General features: G+C 71.2%; 23 protein-coding genes and 1 tRNA gene. 15 read left to right on the top strand and 9 right to left on the bottom strand.

From position 1 onward, the window contains the following. Positions 1-20 precede the first annotated feature (20 nt). Positions 21-611 (bottom strand): 5-formyltetrahydrofolate cyclo-ligase, encoded by a 591-nt coding sequence (locus tag KLO01_RS03260; RefSeq protein ID WP_147062105.1) that lies wholly within the window; start codon positions 609-611, stop codon positions 21-23. A 63-nt stretch (positions 612-674) separates the two neighbouring features. Between KLO01_RS03260 and KLO01_RS03255 the strand changes: the two genes are divergently transcribed. The 6 genes from KLO01_RS03255 to KLO01_RS03230 all read left to right on the top strand — a co-directional run bounded on the left by KLO01_RS03255 (position 675) and on the right by KLO01_RS03230 (position 6035). Then, positions 675-2060 (top strand): UTP--glucose-1-phosphate uridylyltransferase, encoded by a 1386-nt coding sequence (locus tag KLO01_RS03255; protein ID WP_147062104.1) that lies wholly within the window; start codon positions 675-677, stop codon positions 2058-2060. Further along, positions 2057-3262: a molybdopterin molybdotransferase MoeA gene (locus tag KLO01_RS03250; RefSeq protein WP_147062103.1), complete on the top strand. Its 1206-nt coding sequence runs from the start codon at positions 2057-2059 to the stop codon at positions 3260-3262. The genes KLO01_RS03255 and KLO01_RS03250 overlap by 4 nt, the downstream gene beginning before the upstream one ends. A 166-nt stretch (positions 3263-3428) precedes the next feature. Next, the gene (gene moaC / locus KLO01_RS03245) at positions 3429-3857 is read left to right on the top strand and encodes a cyclic pyranopterin monophosphate synthase MoaC (RefSeq protein ID WP_246136075.1); all 429 of its coding nucleotides are present in this window, start codon (positions 3429-3431) and stop codon (positions 3855-3857) included. Continuing rightward, complete coding sequence (locus KLO01_RS03240) at positions 3854-4342, top strand: MogA/MoaB family molybdenum cofactor biosynthesis protein (RefSeq protein ID WP_147062102.1); 489 nt, start codon at positions 3854-3856, stop codon at positions 4340-4342. The genes moaC and KLO01_RS03240 overlap by 4 nt, the downstream gene beginning before the upstream one ends. After that, complete coding sequence (locus tag KLO01_RS03235; protein ID WP_147062101.1) at positions 4342-5007, top strand: GNAT family N-acetyltransferase; 666 nt, start codon at positions 4342-4344, stop codon at positions 5005-5007. Before KLO01_RS03240 ends, KLO01_RS03235 begins: the two co-directional genes overlap by 1 nt. A gap of 26 nt (positions 5008-5033) precedes the next feature. After that, entirely contained in the window at positions 5034-6035 is a 1002-nt protein-coding gene (locus KLO01_RS03230) for a SepX/GlpR family protein (RefSeq protein ID WP_147062100.1), read from the top strand. Positions 6036-6106: 71 nt separating this feature from the next. Here the strand turns inward: KLO01_RS03230 and KLO01_RS03225 are convergent, their stop codons facing one another. Beyond that, positions 6107-7321, bottom strand: a complete 1215-nt coding sequence (locus KLO01_RS03225) for an AI-2E family transporter (protein ID WP_246136029.1) — start codon at positions 7319-7321, stop codon at positions 6107-6109. Between the two features lie 71 nt (positions 7322-7392). Between KLO01_RS03225 and KLO01_RS03220 the strand changes: the two genes are divergently transcribed. The 3 genes from KLO01_RS03220 to KLO01_RS03210 all read left to right on the top strand — a co-directional run bounded on the left by KLO01_RS03220 (position 7393) and on the right by KLO01_RS03210 (position 8863). Beyond that, a tRNA-Ala gene (locus KLO01_RS03220) sits at positions 7393-7468 on the top strand. 189 nt (positions 7469-7657) lie between these two features. Then, on the top strand, positions 7658-7900 hold the full coding sequence (locus KLO01_RS03215; RefSeq protein ID WP_147062099.1) for a hypothetical protein: 243 nt from the start codon (positions 7658-7660) through the stop codon (positions 7898-7900). 138 nt (positions 7901-8038) lie between these two features. Beyond that, on the top strand, positions 8039-8863 hold the full coding sequence (locus KLO01_RS03210) for an SDR family NAD(P)-dependent oxidoreductase (RefSeq protein ID WP_147062098.1): 825 nt from the start codon (positions 8039-8041) through the stop codon (positions 8861-8863). A 10-nt stretch (positions 8864-8873) separates the two neighbouring features. On the opposite strand, the gene KLO01_RS03205 is transcribed toward KLO01_RS03210, so the two are convergent. Further along, positions 8874-9161, bottom strand: a complete 288-nt coding sequence (locus tag KLO01_RS03205; RefSeq protein WP_147062097.1) for a hypothetical protein — start codon at positions 9159-9161, stop codon at positions 8874-8876. A 34-nt stretch (positions 9162-9195) separates the two neighbouring features. After that, positions 9196-9339: a hypothetical protein gene (locus KLO01_RS17035; RefSeq protein WP_186827891.1), complete on the bottom strand. Its 144-nt coding sequence runs from the start codon at positions 9337-9339 to the stop codon at positions 9196-9198. A 142-nt stretch (positions 9340-9481) separates the two neighbouring features. On the opposite strand from KLO01_RS17035, the gene KLO01_RS03200 reads away from it, so the two are divergent. Further along, positions 9482-10483, top strand: a complete 1002-nt coding sequence (locus KLO01_RS03200; RefSeq protein ID WP_147062096.1) for a YihY/virulence factor BrkB family protein — start codon at positions 9482-9484, stop codon at positions 10481-10483. A gap of 11 nt (positions 10484-10494) precedes the next feature. On the opposite strand, the gene KLO01_RS03195 is transcribed toward KLO01_RS03200, so the two are convergent. Both KLO01_RS03195 and KLO01_RS03190 read right to left on the bottom strand, forming a co-directional pair. After that, entirely contained in the window at positions 10495-14049 is a 3555-nt protein-coding gene (locus KLO01_RS03195) for a TM0106 family RecB-like putative nuclease (protein WP_147062095.1), read from the bottom strand. A gap of 43 nt (positions 14050-14092) precedes the next feature. Then, positions 14093-15646 (bottom strand): dolichyl-phosphate-mannose--protein mannosyltransferase, encoded by a 1554-nt coding sequence (locus tag KLO01_RS03190; protein WP_147062094.1) that lies wholly within the window; start codon positions 15644-15646, stop codon positions 14093-14095. A 51-nt stretch (positions 15647-15697) separates the two neighbouring features. Here KLO01_RS03190 and rsmI point away from each other — a divergent pair, with 51 nt between their 5' ends. After that, positions 15698-16543 (top strand): 16S rRNA (cytidine(1402)-2'-O)-methyltransferase, encoded by an 846-nt coding sequence (gene rsmI, locus KLO01_RS03185; RefSeq protein ID WP_147062093.1) that lies wholly within the window; start codon positions 15698-15700, stop codon positions 16541-16543. 103 nt (positions 16544-16646) lie between these two features. Here the strand turns inward: rsmI and KLO01_RS03180 are convergent, their stop codons facing one another. Both KLO01_RS03180 and KLO01_RS03175 read right to left on the bottom strand, forming a co-directional pair. Continuing rightward, on the bottom strand, positions 16647-16976 hold the full coding sequence (locus KLO01_RS03180; protein ID WP_147062092.1) for a TraR/DksA family transcriptional regulator: 330 nt from the start codon (positions 16974-16976) through the stop codon (positions 16647-16649). Positions 16977-17021: 45 nt separating this feature from the next. Continuing rightward, the gene (locus tag KLO01_RS03175; RefSeq protein WP_147062091.1) at positions 17022-18962 is read right to left on the bottom strand and encodes a pectate lyase-like domain-containing protein; all 1941 of its coding nucleotides are present in this window, start codon (positions 18960-18962) and stop codon (positions 17022-17024) included. A gap of 168 nt (positions 18963-19130) precedes the next feature. Here KLO01_RS03175 and KLO01_RS03170 point away from each other — a divergent pair, with 168 nt between their 5' ends. The 4 genes from KLO01_RS03170 to KLO01_RS03155 all read left to right on the top strand — a co-directional run bounded on the left by KLO01_RS03170 (position 19131) and on the right by KLO01_RS03155 (position 23644). Then, positions 19131-19997: an aldo/keto reductase gene (locus KLO01_RS03170; protein ID WP_147062090.1), complete on the top strand. Its 867-nt coding sequence runs from the start codon at positions 19131-19133 to the stop codon at positions 19995-19997. A gap of 135 nt (positions 19998-20132) precedes the next feature. After that, the gene (locus KLO01_RS03165; RefSeq protein ID WP_147062089.1) at positions 20133-20840 is read left to right on the top strand and encodes a succinate dehydrogenase cytochrome b subunit; all 708 of its coding nucleotides are present in this window, start codon (positions 20133-20135) and stop codon (positions 20838-20840) included. A 15-nt stretch (positions 20841-20855) separates the two neighbouring features. Further along, positions 20856-22904, top strand: a complete 2049-nt coding sequence (locus KLO01_RS03160) for a fumarate reductase/succinate dehydrogenase flavoprotein subunit (protein WP_147062088.1) — start codon at positions 20856-20858, stop codon at positions 22902-22904. Next, positions 22901-23644, top strand: coding sequence for a succinate dehydrogenase/fumarate reductase iron-sulfur subunit (locus KLO01_RS03155; RefSeq protein WP_147062087.1), 744 nt, complete (start codon positions 22901-22903; stop codon positions 23642-23644). Before KLO01_RS03160 ends, KLO01_RS03155 begins: the two co-directional genes overlap by 4 nt. Positions 23645-23797: 153 nt before the next feature. Here the strand turns inward: KLO01_RS03155 and KLO01_RS03150 are convergent, their stop codons facing one another. Beyond that, complete coding sequence (locus KLO01_RS03150; protein WP_147062086.1) at positions 23798-24571, bottom strand: CPBP family intramembrane glutamic endopeptidase; 774 nt, start codon at positions 24569-24571, stop codon at positions 23798-23800. Between the last annotated feature and the right edge of the window lie 11 nt (positions 24572-24582).

Genomic DNA, 24582 nt, shown 5'->3' with positions numbered 1-24582 from the left:
GGCTGAGCGGGTCCGGCGCCTCAGAACCAGGTGGTCCCGTCGACGGTGAGCACGCCGTCGACGGGCAGGTCGTGCGCGTCACGGGGGAGGGGTGCCGCGCGGACGTCGCGCACCTCGCCGGGGTGGAGGACGACGACGATGCGTGACCCCGCGCCCCGGCGCAGCAGCGCCCGGTCGTAGCTCCCCCCGCCACGCCCCAGCCGCGTGCCACCGGTGTCGGCCGCGAGGCCGGGAGCCAGGACGAGGCCGGCGGCCGAGACGGCATCGGGACCGAGCGGCATACGACGTCCGTCGGCCGCGTCGCACCAGTCGAGGTCGTTGTCGGGCAACGTGATCGGGACGAGGACCCGTATGCCGTGGGCCGCGAGAGCCGAGAGCGTCGCCGCCGTGGGTGGCTCGGTCCGCATCGCCTCGTAGGCCGCGACGGTGGAGCCGGCGGTGAGCCCGAGCTCATGCACGAGCTCGAGGACCCGCTGCGCGAGGGCGGCGTCGTCGGTGTCGCGGTCGCGGTCGGCGACGATCCCGCGCCGCGCCGCCAGCAGCCCGGGACGGAGGGCAGCCTTGTCGCCGCTGTCGCCGTTGCCGTCGTCGCTCGCCGGGGTCACCGTCATGCCACCAGTGTCACCGGCGACTGGCACGGCATGGGCACGGCTCGCTCACCTAGGGTTGCCGACATGGGCGACGACGGGCTTCGACAGGCCACACACCTGATGCGTGACCGGGGCGTGGACGCGCGCGCCATCGGTGCGTTCACCCGCTTCTACGGCCTGCTCGAGGCCGAGGCGACCGGCTACATCACCGAGGACTCCATCGAGCCGCTCGGTGCGGTGCAGTCGCTCGCCGAGCTCGAGGTCGATGAGGCCGAGCTGCCGGCCGTGCTCGCGGCGTCGGCGGTGCTCAAGCTCAACGGGGGGCTCGGCACGTCGATGGGGATCTCCGGGCCCAAGACGGCCCTGCCGGTGCGTGACGGACTGAGCTTCCTTGACATCATCGCCAGGCAGGTCCTCGCGATCCGGGAGAAGTACTCCGTCGACCTCCCCGTCGTCTTCATGGACTCGTTCCGGACCCAGGACGAGACGCTCGAGCTGCTCGCGAAGCATCCCGGGCTCGAGGTCGAGGGCCTGCCGCTGTCGTTCCTGCAGAGCGCGGAGCCCAAGCTGCGCTCCGACGACCTCACCCCCGTGTCGTGGCCCGCCGACCCCGAGCTCGAGTGGTGTCCTCCCGGGCACGGCGACGTCTACATCGCGCTCCAGTCCAGCGGGCTGCTCGACACGTTGCGGGACAGGGGAGTTCGCTACCTCTTCCTCTCCAACGGCGACAACCTCGGTGCGACGTTCGACCCCCGCATCCCCGCCTGGATGGCGCGCGACGGCGTCCCCTACGTCGCCGAGGTCTGCGCGCGCACCCGCAACGACCGCAAGGGCGGGCACCTCGCCCGGCGCCGCAGCGACGGCCGGATCGTCCTGCGCGACTCCGCCCAGGTCGCACCCGGTGAGGAGGAGTACTTCGCCGACAACGAGCGCCACGAGTTCTTCCACGTCAACAACCTCTGGGTCGACCTCGACGTCCTCGCCGACCAGCTCGCGCAGCGGGCGGGCGTCCTCGAGCTCCCGATCATCGTCAACCGCAAGACCGTCGACCCGACCCGCAAGGACTCCACGCCGGTGATCCAGATCGAGTCCTCGATGGGCACGGCGGTCGAGGTGTTCGAGGGCTCGCAGGCGCTCTTCGTGCCGCGCGACCGCTTCCGTCCGGTCAAGACGACCAACGAGCTCCTCCTCGTGCGCTCCGACCTCTACGAGCTCGACGACGAGAGCCGGGTCGTCTCGCTCATCGACCACGACGAGCCATTCATCGACCTCTCGAGCGAGTTCCGGTTCATCCAGGACTTCGACGCCCACTTCCCGCACGGCGTCCCCGCGATCCGCGAGGCGCACTCGCTCGTCGTCGACGGCGACGTGACCTTCGGCCGCGACGTCAGCTGCGTCGGCGACGTGACGATTCGGGCGGACTCGCCCCGGGTCATCGACGACGGCGCCCGCCTCGAGGGGGAGGTGTGAGGTCGGTCGAGGAGCACCGGGCGGCGCTCGTCGCCCTCGTGTCGCCCCTCCCTCCGGTCCGCGTCGCCCTGGGTGACGCGCTGGGGCGCGTCCTGGCTGCCGACGTGGTCGCGACCGTGGACCTCCCGGGCTTCGACAACAGCGCGATGGACGGGTATGCCGTCCGCTCGGCCGACGTCGCCGGCGCCAGTGCCGCGTCCCCCGTGGTGCTCGACGTCGACGGCGACATCGCGGCCGGTGACACGCGCCGTCACGTGCTCCGGCCCGGTGCCACGATGCGCATCATGACCGGCGCGCCGCTGCCCGAGGGCGCGGACGCGGTCGTGCCGGTCGAGGAGAGCGACGGCGGCGTGCAGCGGGTGACCCTGATGCTGGCGGCCGAGTCGGGGCGGCACCTGCGCCGTCGTGGTGAGGACGTCCGAGCCGGAGACGTGGTGCTGCGAGCCGGCGTCCGGGTGAACCCCGGCAGGCTGGCCCTCATCGCGGCGGCCAACGTGCCCGAGGTGTCTGTGGCCGCGCGGCCCCGGGTGTCAGTCGTCTCCACCGGTGACGAGCTGGTGCTCGCGGGCTCCTCGCTCGACCACGGCCAGATCGTCGACTCCAACCGGCCGATGCTCATGGCCCTCGTCGAGGCGGCCGGAGCCGAGCTCGTGGGGTTCGGGCACCTGGCCGACGACGCCGAGGCCATGGCCGCCCTTCTCGCCGACGTGCCCGGGCAGCCCGACCTCGTCCTCACGACCGGCGGCGTGTCGATGGGTGCCTACGACACGGTCAAGGAGGTGCTCACGGCCTCGGGTGAGGTCGAGTTCAGCAAGGTCGCCATGCGGCCCGGCATGCCGCAGGGGGCGGGTGTCGTGGGGGAGCGGCGGACCCCGATCGTCACCCTGCCGGGCAACCCGGTGAGCTCCTACGTCTCGTTCCACGTGTTCGTGCTGCCCGTGCTGCGCGCCCTCGCCGGCCTGCCACCCGAGGCCGCGACGACCGAGGCCGTGGCGTCGCAGGGCTGGTCGTCCGTGCCCGGCAAGGTCGAGTTCACCCGGGTTGTGCTCGAGGGCGGTCGGGTGCGCCCCTCGGGTGGTCAGGGCTCGCACATGCTCGGCGCCCTGGCCGAGGCGACCCACCTGGCCGTGGTCGACGCGGCGACCACGGGCGTGAGCGAGGGTGACGTGGTCCGCCTCCTCCCGCTCGTGGGTGAGAATTGACCTCGTGGCCACCGACGACCCGGGCTCGACCCGACAACCTCTCGCTCCACCCGAGATGCCAACCCGGGTCGAGGCCAGCATCCTCGGGTCACCCGATAATGCTGACCGCGGGCAGGTGGGGGAAAACGGTCGGTTGACGCATGTCCGCGCCGACGGCACGGCGCACATGGTCGACGTCTCCGCCAAGGCCGTCACCGCCCGTGAGGCCAGTGCCCGCGGACGCGTGCTGCTCTCGCCCGCCGCCGTCGCCGCCCTGCGGGACGGGACCGTCCCCAAGGGTGACGCGCTCGCGGTCGCGCGGCTGGCCGGCATACAGGCGGTGAAGCGCACCCCCGAGCTCATCCCGCTCGCGCATCCCGTCGCGGTGCACGCCGCAGCGGTCGACCTCGACGTCGCCGACGACGGGGTCGACATCTCGGCCACCGTCCGCACGGCCGACCGCACCGGCATCGAGATGGAGGCGCTCACCGCGGTGGCCGTCGCCGCGCTCGCTCTCATCGACATGGTCAAGGCCGTCGACAAGCACGCCCGCATCACCGACGTCCGGGTCACCGCGAAGTCCGGTGGCCGGTCCGGCGACTGGAGCGCGCAGTGACTGCCGACCTCGCGGGACGGCGCGCCGTCGTCGTCACCGCCTCGACCCGGGCGTCGCAGGGCGTCTATCCGGACAAGGGCGGGGCGCTCATCGTCGAGACGCTGCGCGCGTGGGGCGCGGTGGTCGACGACGCCACCGTCGTGCCGGACGCCGAGATCTCCTCGACCCTCGTCGCCGCGATCGGCGCCGGCCCCGACCTCGTGCTCACGACGGGCGGCACCGGCATCAGCCCCACGGACGCGACGCCGGAGGCGACCGCACCCCTGCTCGACCGCGAGGTCCCGGGCATCGCCGAGGCGATCCGGGCCGCCGGTGTCGCCGCCGGCGTGCCGACCGCCATGCTCTCGCGGGGGCTCGCCGGCGTCGCCGGACGCACGCTCGTCGTCAACCTCCCCGGCTCGACGGGTGGCGTCCGCGACGCCCTGGCCGTCCTCGAGCCCGTGCTCGGCCACGCGCTGAGCCAGCTCGCCGGCGGGGACCACTGATGCGCTGGGGCCGCGCCCGCGAGGAGTGGTCGGTCGTCCTCACCGGCACGACCCCGAGCGGCCACCCGATCCTGCTGCGGCCGTTGCGCCACGAGGACGCCGACGACTACGTCTCGGTGCGCGCCCGCAACCGGCACTGGCTCTCGCCGTGGGACGCGACCTCACCGGTCCGCGTCACCGGCTCGCGCACCTTCGACGACGTCGTCGCGTTCTACCAGGAGGAGGCGCTCGCCGGGCGGATGCTGCCGTTCGTCATCGAGACCGGGGGTGAGCTCGTCGGGCAGGTCAACGTGAGCAACATCGTCCTCGGGTCGTTCCGCTCCTGCACCGTCGGCTACTGGGTGGCCCAGGCCGTGGCGGGGCGCGGCATCGTGCCGACCGCGCTGGCCCTGGCCGCCGACCACGCGTTCGGGGTGCTGGGGTTGCACCGGGTCGAGGTCAACATCCGCCCCGAGAACGTCGCCAGCCTCGCCGTCGTGCGCAAGCTCGGCTTCCGCGACGAGGGGCTGCGGCCGCGGATGCTCCACATCGACGGCGACTGGCGCGACCACCGGTCGTTCGCGCTGACGACCGAGGACCTCGACGGGGAGAGTGTCATGGCCCGTCTGACCCACTCGTCACAGCAGTCACTTGGGCGACACACCGACTGGGGTCCGACTGCCTGACGTCCCGCACGCATAACGTCGGGTCCGTGCAGCCGAGCAGCCTCATCTTCCTGGTCATCATCGGGATCTGGGCTGCCTATTTCGTCCAGTACTGGGTCCGTCGGCGCGAGCACCTCGCCACGATCCGGTCCGTCGACGCCTTCTCCGAGACGATGCGGGTCCTGCAGCTGCGTGCCCCGCTCTCGACCGTGGACACGGGCAGCCAGGCACCCCGCACGTATGCCGTGAGTCCCGCCCGCGCGATGCGCCCGCAGGTGACGGTCAAGCGGGCCGAGGCCTCGACGATGTTGCGTGAGGACTCCGCGGCGGCGACGTCGGCGTCCTCGCCCTCGACGCAGTCCACCTCCGTTCCGCGCCAGCGGCCGCTCCCCGCCCGTGAGGTCGAGCCGGAGGTCGCGACGATGCGTCCCGGCCGCGCCACCCGGGGCATCGTCCTCGTCGTCGGGCTCCTCGGCACGGTGGTCTTCGGTCTGCTCGCCGCGTTCGGCGTCCTCGTCGCGTGGGCACCGCTCGTGCCGCTCGCCATGGCCGGCGCCGGCTTCGGCTGGCTGCGTGCCGGGGTCCGGGCCGAGGTCCGTGCGCGCCGCGAGGCCCAGCGCCCGCTCCGCCGTGCCTCCGCCCCCGTCCGTCCGGCGGCCCCCGCCGTCGCGCCCGAGCCCGTCGCGTCGTCCGAGCAGCCTGTCGAGGCCGAGGTCGCGACCCCGGTCACGTCGGCCCCGTTCGACGTCTCCGCGCACACGAGCGAGTCCCAGGCCGAGCCGGTCCTCGAGCAGCCCGTCGTCGAGCAGCCGGTCGTGCAGCAGCCGGTCGTGCAGCAGCCCGCCGCCGAGCACGAGGTGGCCCTGCCCGAGGTCGACGAGGACGACATCCCACTCACCTGGGACCCCCGTCCGGTGCCTCGCCCGACCTACACGATGAAGGCCAAGGCGCCCGAGCGTCCCTTCGCCGCACCTCAGGCGGAGCCGGAGCGCGAGGCCGAGGAGACGGCATACGACGAGCTTCCCCAGCGACGGATCAGCGGCCTCTGACCGCAGATCCCCGCACGACGACAGACGCCGGCCCCCGAGAACCTCGGGGGCCGGCGTCGTCGTGTGAGGGGCTACTTCTCGGCGTCGGCCTCCTCGACCTCCTCCTCGAGGTCCTCGGGGACCTCTCGGCTGTCGAGGAGGTGGTGGCCGACCGCGTTGAGCACGGCGACGAGGGGGACGGCGATGAGGGCGCCGAGGATGCCCGCGACGACGACACCGGCGGCGATGCCGAGGATGACGGCGAGCGGGTGGACGCGGACGGCGCGGCCGAGGAGGAACGGCTGGAGCACGTGCGACTCGAGCTGCTGCACCGCGATGACGCCGCCGAGCATGATGAGGGCCTGGACCGGTCCGAGGGCGACGAGGGCGAGCAGCACCGGGACGGCGCCCGAGATCGCCGCGCCGATGACCGGCACGAACGCGCCGAAGAAGACGAGCACGGCGATGCCGGAGGCGAACGGGACCCCGAGGACGGCCGCGACGATGCCGATGCCGAGGGCGTCGACGGCGGCGACGAGGATCGTGGCGCGGGTGAACGCAGACAGCTGCCCCCAGGCGATGACACCGGAGGTGTGGACGCGGTCGCGCGAGGTGCGGGGGAAGAGGCGCACGACCCAGGCCCAGATCCGCTCGCCGTCGTAGAGGAAGAAGAAGAGCGCGAACATCGCGATGAAGAACCCGGCGACGACGTGGGTCACGGTGAGGCCGGCCTGGGCGGCGGTCTGACCGAGGCTGCCGCTGCCCGAGCTCGCCTGCTCGCGCACCTTGTCGATCCACTCGTCGACCTGGGTGTCGGTGATCCCGAAGGAGGTGCGGAACCAGCTGCGCACCTCGTCGACGCCCTGCCCGACCTGGTTGCTGATGTCGCCGAACTGCGAGGTGAACTGCGACCCGACGAAGCTCAGCGCGCCGATGATGAACGCCAGCGTCCCGACGACGGTGAGTCCCGCTGCGGCTCCACGCGGCAGCACCCTGGACAGCAGGCGCACGACGGGGAAGAGGAGGGCGGCGAGCAGCAGCGCGACGATGAGCGGCACCGTGACCTCGGAGAGGTAGGCGAAGAGCCACAGCGTCCCGAGGAGCGCGGTCGCCACGACGATGAGCCGCCACGCCCATTCACTCGCCGTGCGCACCCCCATCGGGACCTGCCACGCCGCCGGCTGGTGCGTCGGGTCGGTGTCGACGGGCTCGGCCGTCGTGGTGGGCTGAGGCGCTGGTGCCCCGAGTCGGGGGAGGCCCGCGGGGTCGGCCTGACCGGCCCTGCTGGACGGCATACGAAGTCGCATGTGTGTGAGCGTATGCCGGGCGATCCCGGTTTCGTCCGCGGCTGTCCCCGGTGTTATCGTGACTCCGCTCTGGGGCTGTGGCGCAGTTGGTAGCGCGTCTCGTTCGCAATGAGAAGGCCAGGGGTTCGAATCCCCTCAGCTCCACCAGTCGCAGAAGGGCCGAGTCATCCGACTCGGCCCTTCTGTCGTCTCCTGACCCGTGCGGGCCGTGCCGCACGGTGGCCGCCGGGAACCGACTAGTGCATCTCCGGCAGCGGGTTGGGCCGGTTGGGCCGATCCCAAGATGGCCCCCGGTGCGGTGACCGATCGCTTCGGGCCCGTGTCACGGTGAAGGGCATGAGGCACCTCCGGTCACCCGCGCCGACGACCCGTCAGGGCCGGCTCGTGGTCGCGCGGGCGACGGCCGTCGTCCTCTGGCTGGCCTTCGGCTATGGCGCCATCGGGGCGATCCTCTCGGTCTACATCGCGGACACCTACGGGCGGCCCTCCATGCTGCGCGTCGGTGCCGCGCTCGTGCTGCTCGCCGGGGTGTCGGCCGTGGGGCTCTCACGGGTCCAGGCGGTCTCGACGCGGCACTGAACTGAGCGGCCGCGGGACCACGAGCCGTGTGATGTGTCGTGAGAAGGTGAGGGAGCGTACCCCTGACGCTCCATCCCTTCTCGAGGGCCGAGTCTCATCCGACTCGGCCCTCTGTCGTTCCCGAGAGGACCCCGTTCCATGGACCCCAGGACCATCGTCATCACCGGAGCCAGCGACGGCATCGGCGCCGCAGCCGCGCGCGAGCTCACCGCCCACGGTCACCGGGTCGTGCTCGTCGGACGCAGCCCCGAGAAGACCCGGGCCCTGGCGGAGGAGCTCGGCGCGCCCTTCCACCTCGCGGACTACGCCGAGCTCGACCAGGTGCGCCGGCTCGCGGACGAGCTCTCGACGGCATACCCCCGGATCGACGTCCTCGCCAACAACGCCGGCGGGATCATGGGCGACCGGACCCTCACCGTCGACGGGTACGAGAAGACGTTCCAGGTCAACCACCTCGCGGGCTTCCTCCTGACCCAGCTGCTCCTGCCGACGCTCGTCGCCAGCGACGCCACGGTCATCCAGACGTCGTCGCGCGCGGCCCGGGCCTTCGGCCGGTTCGACATCGACGACCTCCAGAACGAGAAGGCGTACTCACCGCAGGTCGCCTACGGCAACGGCAAGCTCGGCAACATCCTCTTCACCCGCGAGCTGCACCGGCGCTACGCCGACCAGGGCATCTCGACCGTCGCCTTCCACCCGGGCATCGTCGGCAGCAACTTCGCGCACGACACGACCCACCCGATGCGGTTCGTCTACCACACGCCCATCGTGCGCAACCTCTTCACCGTCTCGTCGAGCAAGGGTGCCGAGCAGCTGGTCTGGCTGGCGGAGGGGCAGCCCGGGACGCAGTGGGAGCGGGGCGGGTACTACGAGAAGAAGAAGCCCGCGTCGTCGAGCCCGCACGCCCACGACGACGAGCTCGCCCGGCGCCTCTGGGACGCGTCCGAGCAGATGGTCGCCTGACCGGACTTCGTCATTCGGCATCCGCCGAGGCCGCCGGGTGGGCGCGGGCCCATGCGACGATCTCGTCGGGCCGGTTGATCGCAGTGCCGTCGTCGAGGACGAGCACCGGCACGAAGAACGAGCCGGTGAGCGCGTGCACCTCGCGTCGGACCTTGCGCTGGAGGAGGCGCGGCAGGTGCTCCTGTCCCCTGGCCTTGACGATCTCGGGGCTGTGTCCGGCGTCGACCAGGGCCTGGTGCGCCTTGTGGCAGTCGTGGTGCTCGTTGCCGCCCGTGCCCCAGCAGATGTACAGCCTCATGTCGCCCTCCTGACGCTCGCTGCCTCCGGCGGACCTACAGGTCGAGCATCCTCGGACGGTCGGAGTCGGCACGCACGAGGTAGCCGCAGCGCCGGCACTCACGCATGTCGAGACCCTCGCGACGGAACCGGCGCCACCGGTGCCCGCGCACCCGGCATACGAGGTCCTTGGCCCTCATGCCGGTCAGTCTCCACCCTGGCTCGACCACCGTCCATGGCCCGCTCGGTCGGTGCCGGCGGTGGCCAGCTGCCGTGGGCACCTCGCGGGCAACGTCGCGGCTGGTGCCGTCGCGAGGCCCTCGGTGTGGTGAGATTCGTCGCGTGGGTGTCGTCGACTCGCTGGACCGCTTCCAGCGCAAGCACCGCGTCGTGGGCTACCCGCTCGCGGTCGTCTACAAGTTCTTCGACGACCAGGCGGGCTACCTCGTGGGCCTCATCGCCTACTACGCGTTCCTGTCGTTCTTCCCCCTGCTCATCATCTTCACGACGGTCCTCAGCGTCGTCCTGTCGAACTATCCCGACCTCCAGCAGCGGGTCCTGGACTCCGCGCTCTCGGAGATCCCCGTCATCGGAGCGCAGCTGGGTGAGCCGCAGTCCCTGCGCGGGAGCGCTACGGGGATCATCGTCAGCGGCATCGTCGCGCTCTACGGCGGGCTCGGTGTCGGACAGGCGTTCCAGTACGCGATGAACTCGGTGTGGGGGGTGCCGCGCAACGCACGGCCCAACCCGTTCCACGCACGGGGCCGCAGCTTCGTCCTCCTGCTGACGATCCTGCTCTTCGTCGTCATCACGACCACGATCACGATCCTCAGCGCCCGAGGCATCAACAGCTACCCGGTGCTCACCCGGGGCGCCGTGACCGTCGCGACGCTGCTCGGGACGGCTCTCGCGTTCGCTCTCGGGATGCGCCGAGCCGTGGCCCTCGACCTCAGCCTGCGACAGGTCGCGGTCGGTGCCATCGGGGCGGCCCTCACCTGGCAGGGGTTGCAGACCTATGGAGTGGGGTTCGTCGAGCGAGCGATGAGCTCGACCTCTGCGACCAACGGGGTCTTCGGGCTCGTCATCGGTCTGTTCGCCTTCTTCCACCTTGCCGCCCTCGGCACGATCCTGTTCGCCGAGGCCGACGTCGTGCGGGCCAACAACCTCTACCCCCGGGCACTGCTCACACCGTTCACCGACAACGTCGACCTCACCGACGGCGACCGCCGCGCGTACGCGCAGCAGGCCCGCATCGGCAGGTTCAAGCAGTACCAGCAGATCGACGTCGACTTCGAGCGCGTCGTCGACCCGCCGCCGGCCGACCCGAGCGACTCGCGGCGCTGAGACCCACGGGCTCAGCCGGCGGACCCCGCCGGCGCGGCCGCCACCTGCGTCGTCGTCACCGCGCGCTCGCAGAGTCCGAGGAACGCGCCGAGGGCGATGAGCTCGTCGGGTGTGCGCGGAGCGAAGTCCGTGAGCACGCTCGACCGCACGATGTATGCCGCGTGCTTGCCCCGTGAGACCGCCACGTTGATGCGGTTGCGCTGGAGGAGGAAGCCCATCCCGCGGGAGACGTCGGCGTGGGCGGACGCGGCCATCGACAGGATCGCGACCGGCGCCTCCTGGCCCTGGAACTTGTCGACCGTGCCGACGGCGACGTCGTCGTAGCCGGCCGCCCGCAGGCGAAGCTTGAGCACGCCCACCTGGCTGTTGTAGGGGGTGATGACGCAGAAGTCCTGCTGGGTCAGCGCCCGTCCGGTCGCGGCGTCCGGTTCGTCCGGAGCGGTCCACGTGCGCCCGATGAGGTCGTCCACGAGGGCGACCACGGCATCGGCCTCCTCGGGCGAGAAGTTCTTGTTGTCGCGGTGGTCGACGAGCACCTCGTGGACGCCGGGCTCGACGCCGTCGAGCGAGCGCCTCGCCGTGACGTGGTCCTCGGAGGTGAGCTGCCCGGCATACGACAGGTGTGAGACGGCCTCGGTGAGCCTCGGGTGCATGCGCCACGTCGTCTCGAGGAAGTAGCCGAGCTCGCGCGGGAGGAGGTCGTCGTCGCCGGCGAGCCAACCGAGTGCCGAGTGGTCGATCGGCTCGGCATGGGTACCCTGCGACACCTGCGGCAGCTGGGCCGGGTCGCCGAGCAGCAGCAGGCGCTGGCCCGCCATCGACACCGCGAGGGTCTTGCCCAGCGAGAACTGCCCCGCCTCGTCGATGACGACGAGGTCGAGTGAACCGCGCTCGATCCGGTGGGTGTTGGTGAGGTCCCAGGCCGTCCCGCCCACGACGACACCAAGGCCGGCCGCTGCGCGCTCGGCGACGAACCCGGCGAGGTCGTCGGACTTTGCGAGGGCGGTCCACTCGGGGGCGTCGGCGTACTTGGGGGCCTTGCCCACCTGTGCTCCGTCGACACCGGCACGGACCACGGCGTCGAGGATGTTCTCGACCGCGGCGTGCCCCTGCGAGCAGACGCCGACCTTCCAGCCCAGACCCACGAGGCGGGCGATGACCCGGGCGCCGACGTAGGTCTTGCCCGTCCCGGGCGGCCCCTGCACCGCGACGTAGGAGTCGTCCATGCCGGTCAGGGCGGCGGTGATGGCCTCGATGAAGCGGCCGTCGCCCGTGCCGGGACTGGGAAGGGGCTCGCCGGAGCGCAGGCGTGGTGGCGTGCGCAGCAGGACGTCGATGCCCGCGCGCTGGGGGAGCCTCGGGTGCCCGTGCAGGACCTCGCGCGCGAGCTCGCGCAGGGCGGCGTCGATGCTCCCCGTGCCGACGGTGCCCTTGGGGACGAACGCCACGGGGAAGTCGTCGATCTCGGTCTTGGCGGGGGCGTTCTCGAGGATGGTGAGCCGTTGGAAGACCCTGCCGTTGTCCGAGATCTCCTCCTCGGCCTCGATGATCTCCACCCCACCGGGGCTCCGGGCGTGCGCGTTGCCCGGGAGGTGGTCCGCCGGCGGCGGGAACGCTGGCGGGGCGGCGTAGAGCGCGGCCACCTGGCCTCCGACGTCGAGCAGGGTGCCGCCGGCCGGGTCGACGCGCACGGCGTAGCGGCGCTTCGAGCCGCTGCGGGGAGTGGGCTTGTGCCACCCCTCGAGCAGCTCCGGCTCGCCCTCGATGACGGCGACGCCGCTCGAGCGCATCCAGCTCTGGACCGGGTGCTTGATCCGGTCGTAGTGCTCCCACCAGAAGGGCTTGTCCTCGCGGGCATGGAAGAGCACCGACGCGGCGACCAGCGCGACCGCGTGGTCCCGGGGGGTGCGTTGCGCCGGCTGGACGTCCTCGACGAGAGCACGCAGGGCGGCCTCGAGCTCGAGCGCGGCGGCGCGGTCCTCACTCACCGGTTTGGGTTCCACGACCTCGACGACCTCGCCCGTCCCGCCGCCCGGGACCTGGCGCACGAGCCAGTCCCGCAGCAGGCGGGTGGAGATGCAGTCGTCCTTGTTGTACTCGGCGATCCCGTCGAGGATGTCCTTGGCGGCGTCGTAGCGCTGCTCGACGCGCGCCATCATGAACCGGTGGTACTCGACGATCGAGTCGTCACCCTTTTGCAGGTCCGCGGTGCGCGCCTGCATGTAGAGGGGCTCGAGCTTCTTGATCGAGTACGACCGCTGCGAGACCCGGATGGCTCCTCGCACGGTCGCATAGAGGTCGACGAACACGTCGTCGCGCAGGAACTGGTCGACGTCGTCCTCGCACACGGCATGCCGTGAGGCCAGCCTCTTGAGTGCCGCCGTCTCGTACGGCGCGTAGTGGTAGATGTGCAGCCCCGGCCACTGGCGGCGCCGCTCCTTGACGTAGTCCACGAACGCGATGAGCGCCTGCTTCTCCTGCGCCCGGTCGTGGGCCCAGAAGGGCAGGAAGACGTCCTCGCCGGAGTCCACCTCCACCACGCCGAAGAGGTACTCGAGGCCCCAGTCCCGTGACCCTCGCTCGGACCAGAGGGGGTCGCCCTCGAAGTCGAAGAAGAGGTCGCCCGGGCTGGCCACGGGGAGCTGGCGGATGGGCGCCTCGTCGTGGACCTCGAACGCCATGGGGGCGTGGGGGTCGTCGAGCTGGGTGAGCTGGAGCCGCGCCTGGGCGCGCAGCCTCTCGACCCGGGACTCCTGGATGCCGGCGACGTGCCCGGTCGAGGCAGCCAGGTCGTCGATCGTCGTGATGTCGGCAGCGAGGAGGTGCTTCCTCGTGCTCGGCCGCACGCCCGCGACGAGCAGCAGGTCGCGGTGTGCTAGCACCTCGGCCTCGCAGACCTCGCAGCGCCCGCACGCCAACCACCGCTCGTCGCCCCACCGTCCGGGCGCGTCCGACGCGAGGTGCTCGTCGATGACGCGCTGGAGCCGGGCGAGCCGTGACCGGTAGACCGGCACGATCTCGGCGAGGGGGTAGTCGCGACGGTCGTCGTTGCCGAGCACGAGCCGAGCCACGGGCGCGGTCGGGACACCGTGATCCTGGAGCTGCGCGGCATACGCGGCGACCTGCAGCAGGGCGGGGACGTTGGCCGAACGCGCGAGCTTGGTGTCGCTGACGAGCCAGCCGTCGTCGGTGCGCTCGAGGAAGTCGGCGTAGCCGAGGACATCACCGTCGAAGAAGGTCGCCTGGCACAGGACGGCCGCGTCCGACTCCAGTGCCGCGAGGGTCTCGCGCATGGCGGCCTCGCGGCCGGCTCGGGAGTGCTCGCCACCGGTGAGGTCGCGCACCCGACCCGGGTACAGCGCGCCCAGCCGGATCCGCTCGAGGTTCTCGTGGGCGTTGCCCAGCTCGATGATGCGGTCCATCATGTCCGAGCGCTCCTCGTCGGCCCGGGGAGCACGCCCGAGGAGCCCGTCGAGGTCCCGGATCAGCGCGAACTCGCACTCCGACGCGGTGCGCAGGTCGTGCGGGCTGATGACGGGGCGGTCCTCGCCCGGGAAGAAGAACACCACCTCACCGTAGGCGTGGCGACTGACAGGGCGGGGGACCGACTCAGATCCAGGAGCGGAACCACATGAGCCGCAGCCAGTGGTCGTAGGGGACGACCTGCGCGGTGTAGATCGGGTAGAACCACGCGAACAGCGCGATCGTCAGCAGCAGGTACGCCCCGACCACCAGGGCCCCCGTCCGTCGTCGCTCGCGCGTCGCCTCGGGCCCCCCGAGGACGAGCCCGATGCAGAAGACGATCGCGAGCACGACCCACGGCTCGAACGCCACGGTGTAGAACGCGTAGATCGTCCGCTCCTGGTACAGGAACCACGGTCCGTACCCAGCGAGCACCCCGGCCAGCGCCGCACCCGCGCGCCAGTCGCGGCGCACGACCCAGAAGAACGCGCACACGAGCAGCGCCACGATGCCGACCCACCACACCGACACCGTGCCGATGGTGTGCACCGCCTGCGAGCACTGGTCGACGGCGCACCCGCCCTGCCCCTTGGTCGTCCCCTCGTAGAAGAACGACGTCGGCCGCGCCTGGATCATCCAGCCCCACGGGTTCGAGGCGTACGAGTGCGGGGTCGTCAGCGTGGTGTTGAACTGCCACATGTCCTGGTGGTACTTCACCCAGTTGCGCAGCACCGGCGGCAGCCACTGGATCCCCTCGCCCGGATGGAAGGTGTTCCACTGCCGGTGGTAGCCGTTCGACGTCGCGAACCAGCCAGACCACGACGCGACATAGACGACGGCGGACGTCACGACGAGCTGCACCGCGGCATACGGGCCGTCCTTGAACACGCCCTCGCGCCACCAGGGACGGATCCCCACGGCCCGTCGCGCCCCCATGTCCCAGAAGACGGTCATGAGGCCGAACACCGCGAGGAAGAACAGCCCCGACCACTTCGTCGACAGGCAGAGCCCCAGCGAGAGCCCCGCGAGCCAGCGCCAGGGCCGCGCTCCCAGCCACGGCCCTCGGTCAAGCCGTATGCCGTTTGCCTGGCTCCCGGCCCACGTCGCCAGGCGTTCGCGCGTCGTGTCGCGGTCGACGACGAGCGCGGCGAACCCGGCCAGCGCGAAGAACGACACGACCATGTCGAGGATGCCGGTGCGCGACATCGCGACGTGCGTGCCCTCGACGGCGAGGAGGAGCGCGGCGGTGCAGCCGAGGAGCGTCGAGCCGAACATCCGCCGGGCGACACGTCCGAGGATGAGGATCGAGAGCGTGCCGAGGGCGGCGACGGCGAAGCGCCAGCCGAACGAGCTCGTCGGCCCGAACAGCCACTCGCCCGCGCCGATGAGCCACTTGCCCACGGGCGGGTGGACGACCATGTCGCCCTGGTCGCTGAAGACGGCGGTGGTGCCGGCGTTCCAGAGCTTGTCGGCGTCCTCGTTCTTGCCCTGGACGCGCAGCTCGACGCCGTGCTGGATGAGCGACCAGCCCTGCTTGACGTAGTAGGTCTCGTCGAAGACGAGCGAGTGCGGCCGGTCGAGGTGCCAGAAGCGGAGGAACCCGCCGACCGCCGCGACGAGCAGCGGTCCGACCCAGCCCCAGACCACGTCGGTGGGTCTGGTCCCGAGCAGGCGGGCGCGCAGCTCGTCGGTCCGGGTCACCGGCACATCGTAGGCATCCCTCATGTGCGCCGCCCGTGCAAGGATCGCGGCATGACTTCTGCGTCGGGTGAGGGTGTGCTCGTCCTGGCGGCGACGCCGATCGGCGACCCGCGTGACGCGGCGCCACGGCTGGCCGACGAGCTCGCCACCGCCGACGTCATCGCCGCCGAGGACACCCGACGGCTCCGGCGGCTCTGCCAGGCCCTCGACGTCAACCCGACCGGCTCGGTCGTGAGCTACCACGAGCACAACGAGGCCTCACGGACCGCGGACCTCGTCGAGAGACTTCGCGAGGGCGCTCGCGTCCTCGTCGTCACCGATGCCGGTATGCCGTCCGTCTCCGACCCGGGGTACCGCCTGGTGTCGGCCGCCGTCGGGATCGACGTCCGCGTGACGTGCGTACCCGGCCCGTCGGCGGTGCTCATGGCGCTCGCCGTGTCGGGGCTGCCGGTCGACCGGTTCTGCTTCGAGGGGTTCCTGCCACGCAAGGGCGGTGAGCGGGTGCGGGCGCTGAGGGCCCTCGCCGACGAGCACCGCACGATGGTGTTCTTCGAGGCGCCCCATCGGATCGCGAAGTCGCTCGCCGACATGGAGGCGGTCTTCGGTGGGCAGCGCCGCGCGGCGGTGTGCCGCGAGCTCACCAAGACCTACGAGGAGGTGCGCCGCGGCTCGCTCGTCGAGCTCGTCGCGTGGGCCGACGACGGCGTCAAGGGCGAGATCACCGTCGTCGTCTCGGGCGCGGACGTGGTCGTCGGCGACGTCGACAGCCAGCTCACCGGCATCCTCGACCGGGTCGCGGCGGGGGAGCGACTTAAGGACGTGTGCGCTGACGTCGCGTCGGCGACGGGCCTGTCGAAGAAGGCGCTCTACGACGCGGCGCTCGCCGCCCAGCGCTGACGCCCTCGGCCCTCCCGGTCCCCATCCGACTTATTGCCCGATTGGGACATGTGCGCGGGATCTTCGATCCGTCGACCATGTCCCAATCGGGCAATAAGTCGAGTCAGCAGGTGACGCAGGTCCGCGCGGTCGGTCGCGCCTCGAGCCGCGCCGCTGCGATCGCCCCGCCGCACCGCTCGCACGTGCCGTAGGTGCCGTCGTCGAGCCGGGCCAGGGCGGCGTCGACCTCGTCGAGGTGCGCACGCGCCTGCTGCGCCAGGGCGTCGACCTGCGAGCGCTCGAAGGCGATCGTCGCGCCCTCGGGGTCGTGCTCGTCGTCGGCGTTGCTGTCGCGTGAGGCGTCGACGATCCGCTCGAAGTCGCCGGTCAGCGCCGCCAGGCGCTCGAGCGTCGTCCGGCGGTCCTGCTCGAGGACGTCACGGGTTCGCTCCATCACCTCAGGCTGTCACGCGGCCCCGACACCGTCGGGGCCGCGCGCTCACGGCGCCGGGTAGTCCACGACGTAGCTCGGCTGGCCCGACCGTGTGCTGTCGACCCGGGCGCCGGTGTCGTTGACGACGTGCTCGATCGCCCCGGCGTCGAGGTTGACGGTGAGGACGTGGTGCAGCCGCACGCCGGCCCGCTCCGGCACCTCGAACCCGCGCTCGGTGACGATCGAGGGGTCGTTGCGGTTGAAGACGTAGACGCCGCCACCGAAGAGCCGGTGCCGCTGCACGCCGTCGCCGACCTTGAAGCCGGTCCAGCCACGGGTGCCGTCCGGACGGTTCCACTGTGCCTGCGAGGGCGGGTCGTAGGGCAGCTCGTTCTGGTAGAGCACGACCTCGCCGTCCTCGCCGTTCCAGATCGTGTTGTGCTGCTGGTAGTGCTCGACGAAGAGCCCGGTCGCGTGCACCCGGTCGCCGTTGACGACGAGCCCGACCCGGCCGATGTTCGTGCGCCAGCGGTCGGTGTCGCCGCTGGCCCCGGCCGTGAACCCCTCGATGCCGTGGTCGGCCCGCCACACCCACGCGTGGTCGATGAGCACGTCGTCGGCGTCGACCTGGAGCGACACGTCGGCCTTCCCGACGTGGGGTCCGCCGACGCGGAAGTAGACGTCGTTGAGGGTCGTGCTCGGTATGCCGTCTGCCCCCTTCGCGTGCTGGCCCGCCGGTCCCGGGCGGCCCACCTGCATGAGCGTCGGCGACAGCGTCGTGCCGGCGTCGATGTTGACCCCGGCGACGACGACACCGTGCGCCTGCTTGTCGACGACGAGCGGCACCGCGCCACGCACGGCGGTGAGCGTCGCCTGCCCCATGCCGAGGACGACGGTGTCGTCGCGTCGGATGACCAGGCTCTTGTCGACGTCGTAGATGCCGGGGGTGAGCAGCAGGTGCTTGCCGCGGGAGAGCTGGCTGGCGAGCTCGGTCGCCGAGTCGGCCGGCGTCGCGACGTGGAACGCCGACAGCGGGAGGGTGCGGCCGGCGGCCGTGCCCGTGGTCCAGTCGGGCCCGCGCGAGCTCGTCCGGGCGTCGGGCACCCGCACCTGCCAGGCGCCCTGCCCGTCGACGAAGAGGAACGGCTTCTCGCGGCTGACTGAGGTGCGCTCGAGGGTCGTGTACGGCGGGTTCGGGAAGCCCTGCTCGGACGGCGCACCCACCGTGCCGGCGAAGACCTGGTTCCACACCCCGTTGGACCAGCCGCCGATCTCGGAGTTGCGGGTGATCCACTGCTGCTGCGACCCGTTGACGACGAAGTCGGCGCGCGAGTCGGCGAGGTAGCCACCGCTCGCGAACTGCGGGCCGGCGGTGCAGTAGTCCATGAGCGAGAGGTTCCCGCCGCGGATGTCGACGCGGCGCAGCGACGACGCCTGCGAGACCGCCCAGAAGTTCGCCGATGCCCGGCACCCGTCCTGGCCCGTCCCGTTGACCTGGATCGTGAGGTTCGACATCGAGCGCCAGAAGTTGTTGAGGGCCACGCAGTACGGCTGAGACGGCCCGTCGGTGAGGCACCGGTTGTAGACCTCGACCTTGCCGTTGATGACGGTGTCCGACGGGGACGCCCCGAGCCCCGCGACCTCCGTGTAGTAGCCCACCTTGATCTGCAGCGGCTGGGTGGCGGTGCCGTAGGTCCCCGGCTTGAACAGCAGGCTCCACCGGGCGCTGCCCATCTCGTTGTCGACCTGCTGGGCGTGGATCGCGTCGGCCCGGGCCTGGATCTGCGCGACCGGCATCGACGGGTCGAAGACGACGACGCGGGGGCCCAGCGTCGTCGCGCCACCCGGGGGTGCCTGCGACAGGGCAGGTGCGGACACCGCGGGTACGGAGGCGGCCGCGGGTCCCCCGAGCAGGGCGGTGCAGGCGGCCAGCCCCGCGGCGGCCAGGAGGGCGAGGCGGCGGGACCGCGGTGCGGGTCGGGTGACGGGGGACAGGGCACCGAGCATGGGCAGACCTTTCGCCGTCGGGGCAGCGCTGCCCCGAAGTCGCCAGCATGCCAGTGCGGGTGTGACCTGCGCCACACCTGGTTCCCGTGCCGTCGCCGGTCGCGTGCGTCGCGAACGCGGCTGCTGCTGTCGGCCGCCCTGTCGGATCCGCTCGTTAGGTTGGGGGACATGCAGACACGCACCCTCGGAGACATGCAGGTCGGCGCCATCGGCCTGGGCCTGATGACGTTCGACCAGAGCGGGAGCCAGCCGCGTCAGCAGCTGCTCGACACGGTGACGGCGGCGCTCGACGCCGGCGTCACGCTGTTCGACACCGCCGACGCCTACGGCCCCGGCGAGGAGAAGGGTGAGGGTGCCCAGGGCGAGAACGAGCGGCTCATCGCCTCGATCCTCGACGAGCTCGGGGTGCGCGACCGGGTGCTGCTCGCGACCAAGGGCGGCCACGTCCGCACCGAGGGCGGCGGCTGGGACACCGACAGCTCGGCCGACCACCTCCGCGCCGCCGTCGACGCCAGCCTCGGACGCCTCGGCGTCGAGCAGCTCGCGCTCTGGCAGCACCACCGGCCCGATCCGGACGTCCCCTACGACGAGGTCATCGCGACCCTCAAGGAGATCGCCGACAGCGGCAAGGTCGCGCGCGTGGGCCTGTCCAACGCGAACCCCGAGCAGATCCGGGCCGCGCACGCCGTCCTCGGTGAGTCCCTCGTGAGCGTCCAGAACCAGTTCAGCCCGGCCTTCCGCAGCAGCCGTCCCGAGATCGACGTCTGCGAGGAGCTCGGCCTCGCCTTCCTCCCGTGGAGCCCCCTCGGCGGGCTCGGCGACGCCAAGGCGCTCGCCGACAAGTACCCCGCGTTCGCCGAGGTCGCCGACGCCCACGGCGTCAGCGCCCAGCAGGTCGCCCTCGCCTGGGAGCTCGCCCAGTCGCCCGTCGTCATCCCCATCCCCGGGGCGAAGCGTCCGCAGTCGGTCACCGACTCCGCGGCCGCCGCCGACCTCGAGCTCACCGCGGAGGAGCTGGCCCGTCTCGACGGGTGAGGTGGGAGCAGGAGGGGTGCGCGGGTCCCACGATCCGCGTCGGCCGGCATACGCGTCGGTAACGTGCATATCTCACACGTGGGTTAGGCCTGCCTGAGCAGGTGACCGCTCGCAGGTCGGGGTACCTTTCGTTCCATGCCCACGACGACGCTCTCCCCGCGCGGGACCACGGCGCGGAGCACGACGATCGCGCTCAAGCTGCTCATGGCAGTGACCGGCCTGGTCTTCGTCGGATATCTCCTGCTCCACATGTACGGCAACCTCAAGGCGCTGCAGGGAGAGGAGGCGTTCAACTCCTACGCAGAGCACCTGCGGACGTTCGGTGAGCCGATGCTCCCGTACGGCGGCCTGCTCTGGATCGTGCGAGTCGTCCTGCTCCTCTCGATCGTGGGCCACGCGTATGCCGCCTACACCCTCTGGAGCCGGGCCGGCTCCGCGCGACGCACGAAGTACGCCGCGGTCAAGACCGCCGCCACGTCGCAGTGGATGCGTTGGGGCGGGACGTTCCTCCTCGTCTTCATCGTGTGGCACCTGCTGCACTTCACGATCGTCAAGATCTCCCCGAACGCGGACAAGCAGGGGGTCGACGTCACGGCCAACCCCTACAAGCTCGTCGTGGCGAGCTTCGAGGTCTGGTGGATGCTGCTCATCTACATCGCGGCCATGGTCGCGCTGTTCATGCACCTCATGCACGGCGTCTACAGCGCGCAGCAGACCCTCGGCTGGACGAGCTCGCCCAAGGCGCACGCCCGGGCGCGCACCATCGGCCTCGTCGTCGCCGCGCTCATCGTCGTCGGGTTCCTCATCCCGCCGCTGTCCATCGCATTCGGCCTGATCGACTGAAGGTGTCGCTGACCCATGACTGAGAACACCACTGGCACGAACGGCTCCACCGGCTCCTCGAGCCCCTACGGCGGGCTCTACACCGAGGGCGTCGCGATCGCCGACCACAAGGCGCCGGACGGCCCCATCGAGAGCAAGTGGACCCGCCGCAAGTTCGAGGCGGCCCTGGTCAACCCGGCGAACCGACGCAAGATGTCGGTCATCATCGTCGGCACCGGACTCGCGGGTGGTGCTGCCGCCGCGACCCTTGGCGAGGCCGGCTACCACGTGAAGTCCTTCTGCTTCCAGGACTCCCCGCGCCGCGCGCACTCGATCGCCGCGCAGGGTGGCATCAACGCCGCGAAGAACTACAAGGAGGACGGCGACTCCGTCCAGCGCCTCTTCTACGACACGGTCAAGGGTGGCGACTACCGCTCCCGCGAGACCAACGTCTACCGCCTCGCCGAGGTGAGCGCGAACATCATCGACCAGTGCGTCGCGCAGGGTGTCCCGTTCGCCCGCGAGTACGGCGGCCTGCTCGACAACCGCTCCTTCGGTGGCGTCCAGGTGTCGCGCACGTTCTACGCCCGCGGCCAGACGGGGCAGCAGCTGCTCATCGGCGCCTACCAGGCCCTCGAGCGCCAGGTCGCCGCCAAGACGGTCGAGCAGTTCACCCGCCACGAGATGCTCGAGGTCATCGTCGACGGTGAGGGTGCGGAGCGTCGCGCCCGCGGCATCATCGTCCGCGACCTCGTCACCGGCGAGATCGAGACCCACCTCGCCGACGCGGTCGTGCTCGCCTCCGGTGGCTACGGCAACGTCTTCTTCCTCTCCACCAACGCGATGGGCTCCAACGTCACCGCGTCGTGGCGTGCGCACCGCAAGGGCGCCTACATGGCCAACCCCTGCTACACGCAGATCCACCCGACCTGCATCCCGGTCTCGGGCGAGCACCAGTCCAAGCTCACGCTCATGTCCGAGTCGCTGCGCAACGACGGCCGCATCTGGGTGCCCAAGAACCGCGAGGACTGCGACAAGGACCCGCGCGAGATCAAGGAGGAGGACCGCGACTACTACCTGGAGCGGATCTACCCCGCCTTCGGCAACCTCGTGCCCCGTGACATCGCCTCCCGCCAGGCCAAGAACGTCTGCGACGAGGGTCGCGGCGTCGGCCCGGTCGTCGGCGACTTCCGCCGCGGCGTCTACCTCGACTTCGCCGACGCCATCGAGCGCCTCGGGCGGGACGCGGTGGAGGCCAAGTACGGCAACCTCTTCGACATGTACGCCCGGATCACGGGCGAGGACCCGTATGCCGTCCCGATGCGGATCTACCCGGCCGTCCACTACGTCATGGGCGGGCTCTGGGTCGACTACGACCTGCAGTCCTCCATCCAGGGCCTGTTCGTCACCGGTGAGGCGAACTTCTCCGACCACGGTGCCAACCGCCTCGGGGCCTCGGCCCTCATGCAGGGCCTGGCCGACGGCTACTTCGTCCTGCCCAACACGATCCGCGACTACCTCGCCAAGGTCCCGAAGTCGGACCTCACGCAGGACAGCCCGGCGGTCGTCGAGGCGCGTCAGGCCGTGGCCGAGCGGACCGAGCGCTTCCTGTCGATCAACGGCGAGCGCAGCGTCGACAGCTTCCACCGCGAGCTCGGCAACATCATGTGGGAGTACTGCGGCATGGAGCGCAGCGAGGAGGGCCTGCTCAAGGCCATCGACCTCATCCGCGGACTGCGCGACGAGTTCTGGCGCAACGTGCGCGTCCTCGGGTCGGCCGACACCCTCAACCAGTCGCTCGAGAAGGCCGGCCGCGTCGCCGACTTCCTCGAGCTCGGTGAGCTCATGTGCATCGACGCCCTGCACCGTCGCGAGTCCTGCGGCGGTCACTTCCGGGCCGAGAGCCAGACCGAGGACGGTGAGGCGCTGCGTCACGACGACGAGTTCGCCTACGTCGCAGCCTGGGAGTTCACGCCGCCGAGCGGCGAGCAGGAGGGGGTCGGTGCCGGCATGGGCACGCCCGTCCTCCACAAGGAAGACCTCGTGTACGAGTTCATCGAGCTGAAGCAGCGGAGCTACAAGTGAATCTCACCCTCAAGATCTGGCGACAGACCGGGCCCAACGACAAGGGCGGCCTCGTCACCTACCAGGTGTCGGACATCAGCCCCGACATGTCCTTCCTCGAGATGCTCGACGTCCTCAACGAGGAGCTCAACGCCAAGGGCGACGAGCCGATCGCGTTCGACAGCGACTGTCGCGAGGGCATCTGCGGCATGTGCGGCCTCATGATCTCGGGCCATGCCCACGGTCCCGAGCGCACGACGACCTGCCAGCTGCACATGCGCTCGTTCAAGGACGGCGAGACGATCACCGTCGAGCCGTGGCGCGCCGAGGCGTTCCCGATCGTGCGCGACCTCGTCGTCGACCGTGGCGCCTTCGACCGCATCATCCAGTCGGGTGGCTACATCTCCGCCAACACGGGCGCGGCCCCGGACGCCCACGCGGCGCCCGTGCCCAAGCCCAACGCCGACCGCGCCTTCATGGCGGCCGAGTGCATCGGGTGCGGCGCCTGCGTCGCCGCCTGCCCCAACGCCAGCGGCATGCTCTTCATGGGCGCCAAGATCACCCACCTCGGTGAGCTGCCCCAGGGGCAGCCCGAGCGCGACGCCCGCGTCGTGTCGATGGTCAACCAGCACGACCACGAGGGCTTCGGCGGCTGCACCAACATCGGTGCCTGCTCGCAGGCCTGTCCCAAGGGCATCCCGCAGGACGTCATCAGCCAGCTCAACAAGGACCTGCGCACGGCCCTCAAGCACGGCCACTGACGCAGCCCCCGGACGCACCCGGCACACCGAGAAGCCTTCGGTATGCCGGGTGCTCCCGTTTGTCGGGCCCATCTCGCGTCGTCGGGCGACAATTTGCCCCCGACAACGTGAGGTCACCCCGACAGGCGGCGGGCTCACCGCGTCCTGGAGGCGTCATAGCCAGGCGAGGTGGTCCTTGAGCAGGGCGTAGCCGACGAACGCGACGACGTCGAGCACCGTGTGCGCCACGACGAGCGGCCCGACCCGCTTGGTCCTCGTGTAGAGCCACCCGAAAACCAGCCCCATGACGGCGTTGCCGACGAACCCGCCGAACCCCTGGTAGAGGTGGTACGACCCGCGGATCAGCGCTGACGACACCAGGATTCGCGATGTCGACCACCCGGCCTGCGACCACCGGGTGAAGAGGTAGCCCACCATGAGCACCTCCTCGAGCACCGCGTTCTGCGCGGCGGCGAGCACCAGCACGGGGATGGCCCACCAGGCCCCACCGAGGTTCGCCGCGGCGATGGTCGTGTTGAGGTCGAGAGCTTTGGCGACGGCATACAGGCCCAGGCCCGGGATGCCGATGAGCGCCGCGAGACCGAGTCCGCGCACGAGGTCTCGCGCCGGCTGGGTCCAGTCCCACCCGATCGCGAACCGCGCCCGCACGTCGCCGCGCGAGAGCAGGTGCAGCGCGAGCACCACCGGCACGAGCGCCAGTGCGATGCCGACGAGCTGGTAGGCGAGGTCGAGCCACGGGCGGTCCGGCGTCACCGACGAGTTCATCGCCGTCGTCTGCGACCCGAGCGGCCGGCCGGCGGTGAGCTTGCGGACGAGCGAGAGCACGCTCCAGATCGCCGAGGCGCCGAGCGAGACGCCGAGGACGAGCCACGTCTCTGCGAGCAGGTCGCGCCGGGTCAGGGCGCGCTGCGCGACGGGTGCCTCCATGCCGCGCAGCC

The organism is Knoellia locipacati (genome assembly GCF_007992835.1).
GTDB classification, from domain to species: domain Bacteria; phylum Actinomycetota; class Actinomycetes; order Actinomycetales; family Dermatophilaceae; genus Knoellia; species Knoellia locipacati.
Note: the sequence above shows the minus strand (reverse complement) of the source record. Positions and strands in the feature narration are given on the sequence as shown.

What these genes read in the sequence shown, in the direction of transcription:
- KLO01_RS03260 (WP_147062105.1), bottom strand. Translation starts at nt 611, where the DNA reads ATGACGGTGACCCCGGCGAGCGACGACGGCAACGGCGACAGCGGCGAC.
- KLO01_RS03255 (WP_147062104.1), top strand. Translation starts at nt 675, where the DNA reads ATGGGCGACGACGGGCTTCGACAGGCCACACACCTGATGCGTGACCGG.
- moaC (WP_246136075.1), top strand. Translation starts at nt 3,429, where the DNA reads ATGGTCGACGTCTCCGCCAAGGCCGTCACCGCCCGTGAGGCCAGTGCC.
- KLO01_RS03235 (WP_147062101.1), top strand. Translation starts at nt 4,342, where the DNA reads ATGCGCTGGGGCCGCGCCCGCGAGGAGTGGTCGGTCGTCCTCACCGGC.
- KLO01_RS03225 (WP_246136029.1), bottom strand. Translation starts at nt 7,321, where the DNA reads ATGCGACTTCGTATGCCGTCCAGCAGGGCCGGTCAGGCCGACCCCGCG.
- KLO01_RS03215 (WP_147062099.1), top strand. Translation starts at nt 7,658, where the DNA reads ATGAGGCACCTCCGGTCACCCGCGCCGACGACCCGTCAGGGCCGGCTC.
- KLO01_RS03210 (WP_147062098.1), top strand. Translation starts at nt 8,039, where the DNA reads ATGGACCCCAGGACCATCGTCATCACCGGAGCCAGCGACGGCATCGGC.
- KLO01_RS03205 (WP_147062097.1), bottom strand. Translation starts at nt 9,161, where the DNA reads ATGAGGCTGTACATCTGCTGGGGCACGGGCGGCAACGAGCACCACGAC.
- KLO01_RS17035 (WP_186827891.1), bottom strand. Translation starts at nt 9,339, where the DNA reads ATGAGGGCCAAGGACCTCGTATGCCGGGTGCGCGGGCACCGGTGGCGC.
- rsmI (WP_147062093.1), top strand. Translation starts at nt 15,698, where the DNA reads ATGACTTCTGCGTCGGGTGAGGGTGTGCTCGTCCTGGCGGCGACGCCG.
- KLO01_RS03180 (WP_147062092.1), bottom strand. Translation starts at nt 16,976, where the DNA reads ATGGAGCGAACCCGTGACGTCCTCGAGCAGGACCGCCGGACGACGCTC.
- KLO01_RS03175 (WP_147062091.1), bottom strand. Translation starts at nt 18,962, where the DNA reads ATGCTCGGTGCCCTGTCCCCCGTCACCCGACCCGCACCGCGGTCCCGC.
- KLO01_RS03170 (WP_147062090.1), top strand. Translation starts at nt 19,131, where the DNA reads ATGCAGACACGCACCCTCGGAGACATGCAGGTCGGCGCCATCGGCCTG.
- KLO01_RS03165 (WP_147062089.1), top strand. Translation starts at nt 20,133, where the DNA reads ATGCCCACGACGACGCTCTCCCCGCGCGGGACCACGGCGCGGAGCACG.
- KLO01_RS03160 (WP_147062088.1), top strand. Translation starts at nt 20,856, where the DNA reads ATGACTGAGAACACCACTGGCACGAACGGCTCCACCGGCTCCTCGAGC.
- KLO01_RS03150 (WP_147062086.1), bottom strand. Translation starts at nt 24,571, where the DNA reads ATGGAGGCACCCGTCGCGCAGCGCGCCCTGACCCGGCGCGACCTGCTC.